Annotated in this window: 8 protein-coding genes; 5 read left to right on the forward strand and 3 right to left on the reverse strand. The window is 51.2% G+C overall.

What is annotated here, in order from left to right:
- Both QVO97_RS09285 and QVO97_RS09290 read right to left on the reverse strand, forming a co-directional pair.
- Nucleotides 1-1,309 (reverse strand): MATE family efflux transporter (locus QVO97_RS09285; RefSeq protein WP_288189532.1); only part of this gene is annotated, 1,309 nt, incomplete at its 3' end.
- 86 nt (nt 1,310-1,395) lie between these two features.
- Nucleotides 1,396-1,860 carry a methylglyoxal synthase gene (locus QVO97_RS09290; RefSeq protein ID WP_022360055.1) on the reverse strand — a complete coding sequence of 155 codons (465 nt, stop codon included), beginning with the start codon at nt 1,858-1,860 and terminating at the stop codon, nt 1,396-1,398.
- A gap of 199 nt (nt 1,861-2,059) precedes the next feature.
- Here QVO97_RS09290 and QVO97_RS09295 point away from each other — a divergent pair, with 199 nt between their 5' ends.
- Nucleotides 2,060-3,640, forward strand: a complete 1,581-nt coding sequence (locus QVO97_RS09295; RefSeq protein WP_022360056.1) for an ABC transporter ATP-binding protein — start codon at nt 2,060-2,062, stop codon at nt 3,638-3,640.
- A gap of 16 nt (nt 3,641-3,656) precedes the next feature.
- Nucleotides 3,657-7,649: a glycosyltransferase gene (locus QVO97_RS09300; protein WP_022360057.1), complete on the forward strand. Its 3,993-nt coding sequence runs from the start codon at nt 3,657-3,659 to the stop codon at nt 7,647-7,649.
- A 169-nt stretch (nt 7,650-7,818) separates the two neighbouring features.
- Here the strand turns inward: QVO97_RS09300 and QVO97_RS09305 are convergent, their stop codons facing one another.
- The gene (locus QVO97_RS09305) at nt 7,819-9,162 is read right to left on the reverse strand and encodes an MATE family efflux transporter (RefSeq protein ID WP_022360058.1); all 1,344 of its coding nucleotides are present in this window, start codon (nt 9,160-9,162) and stop codon (nt 7,819-7,821) included.
- A gap of 330 nt (nt 9,163-9,492) precedes the next feature.
- Here QVO97_RS09305 and QVO97_RS09310 point away from each other — a divergent pair, with 330 nt between their 5' ends.
- The 3 genes from QVO97_RS09310 to QVO97_RS09315 all read left to right on the forward strand — a co-directional run.
- A complete protein-coding gene (locus QVO97_RS09310; RefSeq protein WP_022360059.1) occupies nt 9,493-10,029 on the forward strand; it encodes a sugar phosphate nucleotidyltransferase in 537 nt (178 codons plus the stop codon).
- Nucleotides 10,029-10,220 (forward strand): nucleoside-diphosphate-sugar pyrophosphorylase, encoded by a 192-nt coding sequence (locus QVO97_RS12785; RefSeq protein WP_022360060.1) that lies wholly within the window; start codon nt 10,029-10,031, stop codon nt 10,218-10,220. The genes QVO97_RS09310 and QVO97_RS12785 overlap by 1 nt, the downstream gene beginning before the upstream one ends.
- A partial coding sequence (locus tag QVO97_RS09315) for a GHMP family kinase ATP-binding protein (RefSeq protein WP_288189534.1) occupies nt 10,214-11,155 on the forward strand: 942 nt, incomplete at its 3' end. The genes QVO97_RS12785 and QVO97_RS09315, both read left to right, overlap by 7 nt.

The raw sequence follows: 11,155 nt of genomic DNA on the forward strand, positions 1-11,155 counted from the left end.
TTTTTTTAAAATTATGCGATTCTTTGGAAGTATGTTCCAGCCTTGCCAGCAGCAAAATAGCGAAGAAAGTGATCATTTCCGATGCCAGGAAAGACAGCCAGACACCGTTCAGCCCAAACAGGCGCGCCAGTGTGACAGCGCAGGGGATGATAGCGACGGTCCCGCGCAGCAGAGAACCGGCGATGGCTGGTTTTGGCTGCGCGACGGCGGAAAAATAGGCAACCAGCAGGATGTTGATGCCAGCAAAGAGAAAGCCCAGGAAATAAAGCCGGAGCCCGCTGTGGGCGTAATGCAGAAGTTCGGCGTTCTGCTCCTGGTTGAAGATCTGGATCAGTGGATCGGTCATGCTCCAGGTCAGCACCAGAATGAGCGCTTCCACGATCAGGCAGGCGATGACGCCCCAGGTCAGGAACTGGCGGCTTTGCGTGTGATCGCCTTTTCCGTAGCTCTCACTGATAAGCGGCTGCGTGCCCTGCGCGAGTCCGTTGAACAGGCACATGGCAACGACGGAGAGATTGGCAGTGACGCCGTAAGCGGCGACACCGACATTTCCGGCGAGCCCCAGAAGCAGGAAATTAAAGACGATCGCGATCACGGCGGAGGATATTTCGCCGACAAAGGCGGATACGCCGAGCTGGCAGCAGGCGATCAGGTGGAGCAGGGATGGAGCGCGGAAATGGAATCCGACCTGATTGTGTTTTCCCAGGTAGTGCGTGCTGCAGATGATCATCGTCACTAGCGGGCAGAATGCTGTCGCCAGCGCCGCGCCGGTCAGTCCCAGACCTGCCGGAAACATGAAGACGTAGTCAAACACGATGTTGAACATACTTCCGGCGATGGAGCCGAGCATCGCGATCGCCGGAGCGCTGTCATTGCGCGCAAACGCCGTGAACGCGTAGTTGGACATAAAAAACGGCGAGGCAGCCAGAATAATGCGGAGATACTGCTTTCCGAGCGCGGTCAGCCCCGCGTCTGCGCCGAGAAGCTGCAAGATTTTATCCGGGATGAAAATGCCTGCCAGCATCAGCGGAATGCTGATGAGAATATCCCAGGTTACGGCGGAGAGAAAATAGAAGCTGGCGCTTTTGCCCCGCGCGCGGTCGATTGCATAACGGGTTGCCGATCCGATCCCGATCATGGCTCCAATCGCATAGATCAGCCCGTAAACCGGTAAAATCAGGTTTAAAACCGCCAGACCATCTGCACCGGAGTAGACCGAGATAAAATAGGTGTCTGCGAGGATGTAGACGGAAATTCCCAGCATGCCCGCCATGCTTTGGAAAATGTATTTAAAAAATTTCTGTAACATAAAAAATCTCCCTTGTATGTATTCTCATAAACGGTAACGACCATTGTACCGAAGAATGAGAATAAATACAAGGGAGAATATGTTTTTTACAGCGTCTTGGCCCGCTCTTTAATATTCTGGTGGAAGTTGATGATGTCATGCTCATACTCCTCATCCATCAGCGGCGAGGTAATCATAAAATCGGCAGTCGCTTTATTGTTGGCGATCGGGATATCGTAAACCTGGGCGATTCGAAGAAGCGCCTTGACATCCGGATCGTGCGGCTGGGCGGTCAGGGGATCGGAGAAGAAGATGATAAAATCAACCTGTCCCTCGACGACTTTTGCACCGATCTGCTGGTCGCCGCCCAGAGGACCGCTGTTATAGCCCTTGACCGGAAGCCCGGTATATTCCGTAATCATGCGGGCGGTTGTGCCGGTTCCGCATAAGAAATGTTTTTTGAGGATCTCTTTGTTCGCCTCGCACCAGTCGATGAGTTCGCGTTTTTTATTGTCGTGTGCGATGAGTGCAATGTTTTTTTGTTTTCGAATTGTCATTGTTAAAAAATCCATAAAATCATCCTCCTTTGCCATGATTCTTGCATAGCATCTGGATATTGTCAAGAAAATACAAAACATTTCACAAAAAAATACGAATGTTTTTCGTGAGTACATAGAAAGAGGTGTGTTTTTCTGCGTACAGGAATTGCAAGAAACATAGAAAACATGCTATACTACGAGAATAGTGGAACAGGAGGAACGAAAAAGATATATGTCTGCTGAAAATACAACAAACACAGGGGCACAAGAGGCGGAGAACGCAGAGAAGTACGCGGTCGAAGTGAAAAATGTGACCAAGATATACAGGCTGTATGATAAACCGATCGACCGGCTGAAAGAATCGCTGAGCGTCAGCCATAAAGAATACCACAAGGATTTCTACGCGTTGAGCGATCTTTCCTTTACGGTTGAAAAAGGTCAGACGGTCGGCATCATCGGTACGAATGGTTCGGGTAAATCGACGATCCTTAAGATCATTACCGGCGTTCTCACGCCGACGACCGGCGAGGTGACGGTGCGCGGCAAAATTTCGGCGCTGCTGGAGCTGGGAGCCGGATTTAACCAGGACTACACCGGTATCGAAAATATCTATATGAACGGTACGATGATGGGATATACCAAAAAAGAGATGGATGCAAAGCTGCCGGAGATTCTCGATTTTGCCGAGATTGGCGATTTCGTCTATCAGCCGGTCAAGACGTACTCGAGCGGTATGTTCGTGCGTCTGGCATTTGCGCTTGCGATCAACGTCGAGCCGGAGATCCTGATCGTTGATGAGGCGCTCTCGGTCGGGGATGTCTTTTTCCAGTCCAAGTGCTACCGCCGCATGGAGGAGATCCGCAAAAACGGCACGACGATCATCATGGTAACCCACGATATGGGAAGTATCATCAAATACTGCGATAAGGTAGTGCTGCTCAATAAGGGAGAATTTATCGCACAGGGTTCGGCGGGCAAGATGGTCGATCTCTACAAAAAGATTCTGGCAGGACAGATGGACGCGCTGCGCGCCGAGCTGGAAGTGATGAACGATTTTTCCGGGGACAAGGTAGTAAAAGCGGAGAAATCAGGAGCCGGAAGTGCGGAGAATGGTGCATCTGGAAATGAGGCTGGAAATAACGATGCCGGAGATGTAAACGGCTCCGGGGCAGTGGATGGCACCGCAGAAAATGGAGTTGGTTCAGCATCGGACGGCACCGGAAATCCGGCTGGTTTGAACGGAGAAACGGAGAAAAAGCCGGGCTTGATGCGCGACAAGCTGACGATCAACGCAAACCGCGAGGAGTACGGCGACGGCAGGGCGCAGATCTTCGATTTGGGACTGGTGGACGCGCGCGGCAATATTACTAACCTGCTCTTAAAAGGCGAAGAGTTTACCATCCGCGAGCGCATCCGTTTCAATGCACCGATTCAGGCACCGATCTTTACTTATACGATCAAGGATAAGAAGGGAACCGATCTGACCGGCACGAACACCCTGTTTGAGGGAACGGATGTCCATCCGGTCAAGGAGGGCGATATTTACGATGTCGCGTTTACGCAGAAGATGACCCTGCAGGGCGGCGAATACCTGCTGTCCATGAGCTGTACCGGATTTGAGGGCGGCGAGCACGTGGTGTACCACCGTCTCTACGATGTGGCCAATATTACCGTTATTTCCAATAAGAATACGGTCGGTGTCTACGACATGGAGCCGGATGTAGCAGTCAGGTTATCGCCAGCCGGGGAGGCGGCGAAGCAGGCGGAGTCGCTTAGTGCGGATGAGGCGGCACAGGAAGATCTGCAGGCATGATAAAAGGAGATTAATGATGAAAAAAATCAATCAGGAGCTGATCGCTCTGTTTGATAAATACGGCAGTGACCGGCGCCGGGCGCTGCGGGAAAATAAGAAGCTTTCCTATCTGTACGCACTGGCAGATCTGCGGGAAAACCTGTTGGACTGGTACCAATTTGACCCGGAACAGCAGGCGCTGCAGATCGGGGCGGACGCGGGCGCGCTGACAGGGCTGCTTGCCAGACGTCTATCATCGGTAACGGTGCTGGATGTTTCCGAAGAAAATCTGGAGGTAGTACGCCGTCGTTTCAAGACAGAGCCGGAGCTGGCGGCGAAGATCCGCTATGTCTGTGCGGATGTGGAGACGTATGCGAGGGAAACGGAAAAGTGCGGCGGGACATATGGATATGTAGTGCTGATCGGGGATTTGACGGCGGCAGATAGGGCTGGACGCGCGGCGCAGATGACAGCCGCAAAACAGCTTCTTTCTGCTCATGGAACCTTGATTGCGGCGGCGTCCAACTGGTTTGGCGTGAAATACATGGCAGGCGCAGAGCGGGAGAAAGGTGCACTTTCCTGGAACGAAATGAAGCAGCTGCTTCCGGGCGGGGAATTTTACTATCCGATGCCGGATTACCGGACGGCGGGAGAGATTTTTTCAGATGCCTATCTGCCGAAAAAAGGCGATCTGACCGGTGTGTTACCGGTCTATGACTGTCCGCAGTATATGCTGATGGATATGGGGGCGGCGCTCGATGCAGCCTGCGAGGACGGACGGTTCCCGGAATTTGCGAATGCATTTCTAGTTTTTTGGCAGAGACAGGCTGCGCCGGAAGCTGAGAATGCTTCACAGGACGTTATCTATGTGAAATACAATCGCACCCGCGAAGACTGCTTCCAGATCCGGACAGAGATCCGTGAAAAGAATGGAACCCGCGAGGTCTGGAAGACGGCGCTCTATCCGGAGGGAAAGGCGCACATCCAGTCCTTCGAAGAAAAATATCAGGTGCTTGACCGTCAGAATCCGTCCCTGAAACTGGCAAAACCGGAGCTTCAGGACGAGGGGATGACAGCGGTTTTTCCGTATTTAGAGGGAAAAACGCGGGCGGAACTTCTGGGAGAAATTCTGACTGCCCAGGGCGCGGATGCGGAGGTTTCCGCGATCCGGGCTGCGATGGATGAGATCTACAACATCCGCCCGGAGGAACGCAAACCATTTGCGGTGACATCGGAATTTATCAAGGTATTTAATGCGCTGGGCGAGCTGGATTCCTATCGGGATAAAGAGACAGAAAATGGCGGCGGATGGGCTTCTTTAGGGGCAGTTCTTGCGGACGAGAGCTACAGCGCCTCCAACATTGACGCCCTTTTTGAAAATATGCTGGTGACGGCGGACGGAACCTATGCGATCGACTATGAGTGGGTCTTCTTATTCCCGGTTCCGGCTGGCTTTGTGAAATACAGGACACTGGTTTATTTCTACCGCCGTTATAAGAGTCTGTTGGGCGGTCAGGCCGAGCGGGAATTTATCGGACAGTTCCCGGAGTATGTGAAAGCGGATGAGAAGCTGCTTTCGCTTTACGAGGCGATGGAACGCGGCTTCCAGGAGTACGTGCACGGGGAAAACCAGCGCACCTACCAGGAAGATTACATGGTAAAGACGAAGACATTAGCCGATCTTTCCCATGTGGACGGAGAACTTGCAAGGGCAAACGAACGTCTGGATGCGCTCCGGGCAGAAAATTCGGAAAAAGATACGGCACTCCGCAAAGTGCAGGAGGTACAGCGCCTGACGAATAACCACGTGGCGAATCTGGACGTTATCATTTCTGATCTGCGCCATGAAAATGCAGAGCTTGGCAAGACGCTGACCTACTTAAATGGTCATGAGGCGGTCATTTTCAAGGTGCGCCGCAAGCTTGGACAGGCATTTAACCGGTGCTATCCAAAGGGCACGGTACGCCGCAAGAAGCTCGGCTACTGGAAACGGACGATTCTCCATCCGGGCAAAATGATGAAAATGTACACGACCGGGGAAGGAAAGAACCTTATCAAAGGTGATTTTGAGATCGGTGAGGAGTATCTGACCTACGGAAAAATCCACCTTCCGAAGGAAGAAAATCCGACGGTTTCCATCGTAATTCCGGTATACAACCAGATTCACTATACTTATCTATGCCTGCAGTCGATTCTGGAGCATACGAAGGACGTGAGCTACGAGGTTATCATCGCGGATGATGTTTCGACCGATGCCACCGAGCATCTGGCGGAGTTTGCCGATAACCTGGTAATCTGCCGTAACCAGACGAACCAGGGCTTCTTGCGCAACTGCAACCAGGCGGCGAAGGCGGCGCGCGGCAAATACGTGATGTTTTTAAACAACGATACCCAGGTAACAGAAGGCTGGCTAAGCTCCCTGGTAAATCTCATTGAATCTGACTCCACCATCGGTATGGTAGGGTCTAAGCTGGTATATCCGGATGGACGTTTACAGGAGGCAGGCGGCATCATCTGGAGCGATGGTTCCGGCTGGAATTACGGCCGCCTCGACGATCCGGACAAGGCAGAATATAACTACGTCAAGGATGTAGACTATATTTCCGGCGCAGCGATCCTTTTATCCACCGCACTCTGGAAGCAGATCGGCGGTTTCGACGAGCGGTTTGCCCCGGCGTACTGCGAAGATTCGGATCTGGCATTTGAGGTGCGGAAAGCGGGCTACCGCGTCGTTTACCAGCCAAAATCCAAGGTCATCCATTTCGAAGGCATTTCCAACGGAACGGATGTCAACGGAACCGGTCTGAAACGGTATCAGGTGGAAAACAGCGAGAAGCTCAAAGAAAAATGGAAAGAAGAGTTTAAGAACCAGTGTGTCAACAACGGCAATCCGAATCCATTCCGCGCACGCGAGCGCAGCATGGGCAAAAAGATCATTGTCGTGATCGATCACTATGTGCCGACCTTTGACAAAGACGCTGGTTCCAAGACAACGTTCCAGTACCTGAAAATGTTCCTGAAAAAGGGATATGTTGTTAAATTTATCGGAGATAATTACCTCCATGAGGAACCGTATACGTCTACGCTGCAGCAGATGGGAATCGAGGTCCTCTACGGACAGGAATACCTGACCGGTATCTGGGACTGGCTGGTGAAAAATGGAAAAGATATCCACGTGGCATATCTGAACCGTCCGCATATCGCGACAAAATATGTGGATTTTATCAAAGAACACACGGATATCAAGATGATTTATTACGGTCACGACCTTCATTTTATGCGTGAGTTCCGCGAGTATGAGCTGACCGGCGATGTGAAGAAGCGTCAGGAATCCGAATATTGGAAATCGATCGAGTTTTCACTCTTCCACAAAGTGGCGGTGTCTTATTATCCGTCCTACGTCGAAGAAGAGGCGATCCACGCCGTTGATGAGACGATTCCGGTCAAGGCGATCACGGCATATGTCTATGAGGAGTTTTTACAGAATCTGAACAAAGACTTCGCCAAACGGGAAGGACTCCTGTTTGTCGGCGGCTTTGCGCATCCGCCGAACGCAGACGCGGTGCTCTGGTTCGCGAAAGATGTATTCCCGAAGATCCGGGAACAGATCAAGGTCAACTTCTACATTGTAGGTTCCAAAGTAACCGTCGAGATCAAAGCGCTGGAACAGCCTGGAAACGGCATCATCGTCAAAGGTTTTGTAAGTGAAGAAGAACTGGCAGACCTGTACCGGAACTGCCGGATTGTAGTGGTACCGCTCCGCTACGGCGCAGGTGTTAAGGGCAAGGTGGTAGAAGCCATCTATAACGGTGCCCCCATCGTCACCACCTCCGTCGGCAGCGAGGGAATCCCGGATGTAGAAAAAGTTCTCCTCGTCAAGGATCAGCCGGACGAATTTGCCGAGACAGTCGTAGAGCTCTACAAAGACGAAAAACGCCTGGAAGACCTGGCAGAGAAAACGCAGGTTTATATCCGCGAGCATTTCAGTATCGATGCGGCTTGGGATGTGATTAAGGAAGATTTTGAATAAAAAATAGTAAAAGATAGAAAATTATATATAAAAGAAAACGATCAGGGGGAATGTGCTTCTGATCGTTTTCTTGCGTAAGGATAATTTAAAGTTATCTAAGGAAGGAAAGAGTCAGCTACGCCGGTATGCTGCAGGCTCTTTTCTGTACTACCGGGTAGAGCACTCTATATTACCGATCGTTCTTCCGCAGCGCTTCCACCCGTCCATACCTCCGATACATCAAAAGCTCAAATACCACCATACAAGCCCATCCAATCGTCGTACCAATCGCTACAGCCTGAATTCCTAGCCGTCCAAACAGCGCATAACTGATCACAACGCGGATCGGAATCTGCACCAGAGTCGCGAACAGGGTGATCATCAGGTGCCCGATTCCCCGGTAATATCCCTGAAAGGTATTGGTGATACCACTGATGAAGTAAAAACTAGCCATCGGCACCAGATAGGACATGCCCTGACGCAGCGCCTCCGTTTCATTCGGTTTCAAGAAAATGCCGAGCAGCGGGTGACGGCAGAACAGCACGACCACCGCTGTCAAAATAATATAAATTTCTGCAATCACCAGCATTTTCCGAAGCCCTTTCGGAATCCGGTCATACTCTTTCGCGCCGAGGTTCTGTGCGGAGAACGTCGTGATAGATGCCGCGAGGCTGTCGCCCGGGGCGAGCACGTAGCTGTCGATGATGGAGACGGCATTAAAAGCGGCAACTGCATCGACACCGAGCGCATTGACGCCGGACTGGACGAGCAGGCGGCCGACGTAGAGAATCGTCTGCTGGACGGCGGAAATGGAGCTGAAATCGATCGTTTTTTTGAGCATCGAGGTTTTCAGTTTCAGATCCCGGATGCCGAGCCGTAAGAGTGGCACTTTCGACCAGATATAGACAAAGAGGGCGAGCGCAGAGACTGCCTGCGAGATGATTGTAGCGATTGCCGCACCGGGAACACCGAGGCGGCAGATGCCAACCAGGAATACATCCAGAAATACATTGACAATGGTCGTCAGGATCAGGACATAGAGCGGCGCTCTGGAATCTCCGATCGCGCGCAGGGCGGCGGAGAAAATATTGTAAAAAAAGGTAAAAATAAGACCCAGCGAGATAATCTGCAAATACAAGGATGCCTGCGCCGATATCTCTTCCGGCGTCTGCGTCAGGCGGATAAACAGGCGGCTTCCGGCCAGTGAGATTCCGGAGAGCACGATGGTCAAAAGCAGTCCGGAGAGTACAGAGGTCGCAAATTCATCTTTCAAATGCTGGTAATCTTTTGCTCCAAAGTAGCTTGCCATCAAAATCGATGCGCCGAGTGACAGTCCCACAATCAGAAAAGTCAGGATATTCATGATCGGACCTGCCGCGCCGACCGCCGCCAATGCTTCTTTTCCGTAAAATTGTCCGACAACCACCGAATCGACCGTATGGTAGAGCTGCTGAAATAAATTTCCAAAAACAAGCGGAACCGCGTAGGCAATCAGGTGTCCGGTTATATTTCCTTTTGTCATATCACGTGCCATATGCATTTCCTCCAAATCCCAATTTATAACTAAGATTGTAGCACGGAACAGAGTGTCTGCCAAATAAAAAAATCTGTCGAATCATGCCGATTTGGAATGCGAAGCATCGACAAGCTCTCGTTACTTGGCACACATGTGTGAACAGTAACAGGAGTTGGAGCAGCATAAAAGCGCCCTATCTAGTGGAAATCACTAGGGAAATGTGGTAAGATATATAAGTTAAACTGGACTTAATAGCGGTTGACAGATTGACAAAAGTAAAAATTGTATCTTTCAGTATAAAAACAGTAAAAATTGAGTTGGAAACAACAGACAGAAAGGAAGTACAGTATGCAGGCAATCATTCTGGCTGGCGGACTGGGGACGAGGCTTCGCAGTGTGGTAAGCGATCGTCCGAAACCGATGGCGCTGGTTGAAGGTAAGCCGTTTCTGGAGTATGTGCTTCAGGGGCTGAAAAAAAGCGGAATTGATGATATTATTTTTGCCGTCGGTTATAAGGGCGGCATGGTGGAAGAATATTTTGGAGACGGATCGCGGTTTGGCATCCGGGCGCGGTATGCGTATGAGGAAGAGCTGCTCGGCACGGCGGGCGCGATCAAGAATGCCGGGAAATATGTGACGGACGAGCAGTTTTTTGTCCTGAATGGCGATACATTTTATCAGATGGATTTCGGTGATTTGAGCCGGATCCAGCAGGAAAAAAATCTGGAGATGGCGCTGGTTCTGCGCGGTGTGCCGGATATTTCCCGTTATGGGGCGGCGCGCCTGACCGACGGGCTGCTGACCGCTTTTAATGAGAAAAACGGCAATACCGGCGCTGGCACGATCAACGGCGGTGTGTACCTGATGAAGCNNNTGTGTACCTGATGAAGCGGGTGCTTCTGGATGAGATTCCGGAGGGAAAAGTTTCGCTGGAAAATGAGTGCATCCCCAGGTGGATGCAGGAGGGAAGACGTCTCGGCGGCATCGTAAATGGCGGCTATTTTATTGATATCGGTGTGCCGGAGGATTATTTCCGGTTTCAGGAGGACGTAAGAAAAGGAGACATTACATGGTAATCAGAGGAAGAGCGCCGCTGCGCGTGAGCTTTGGCGGCGGCGGTACGGATGTAGAACCATTCTGTGTAGAACAGGGCGGTGCCATTATCGGAAGTACTATCAATAAATATGCATATTGTTCGATCATTCCGAGGGATGATGACCAGATCACGGTTCATTCCCTGGATTTTGATATGACAGTCAAGTACAATGCGAAGGAAAATTACGTCTGCGATGGACGGCTGGATCTTGTCACGGCAGCGCTGCGGGCGATGGATATCAAGCAGGGATGCGAGGTTTATTTACAGTGTGATGCTCCGGCTGGTTCGGGACTTGGAACCTCCTCGACCGTCATGGTAAGTCTTCTGACCGCGATGGCGCGCTGGAAAGGAATTACGCTGGATAATTATGCGATGGCGGATCTGGCTTACGGCGTGGAGCGGATCGATCTGGGGATTTCAGGCGGTTATCAGGATCAGTATGCGGCGACCTTTGGCGGCTTTAACTTTATTGAATTTCACGGACGCAACAACGTCGTGGTAAACCCGCTTCGCATCCGCCGCGATATTATCAATGAGCTGCAGTATAACCTGTTGTTATGCTACACGGGCAATATCCATGTATCCGCGAATATTATCAAGGATCAGGTAAGCAACTATAAGAAACCGGACGCATTTCAGGCGATGTGCGAGGTAAAGGCGCTTTCCTATGCGATGAAGGACGAACTTTTAAAGGGAAATCTCCACAATTTTGGCCGCCTCCTGGATTACGGCTGGGAGAGCAAGAAGCGGATGAGCAGCAAGATCACAAATCCGCAGATTGATATGCTCTATGACGAGGCGAAAAAAGCGGGCGCCCTCGGCGGAAAGCTTTTAGGTGCTGGCGGCGGCGGCTTCCTTCTTGTGTACTGCCCATACAACGTTAAACATCAGGTGGCGCGCCGTCTGGAAGCGGCA

It is taken from the genome of Clostridium sp. CAG:43, assembly GCF_000434655.1.
Classification (GTDB): Bacteria; Bacillota; Clostridia; order Lachnospirales; family Lachnospiraceae; genus Otoolea; species Otoolea fessa.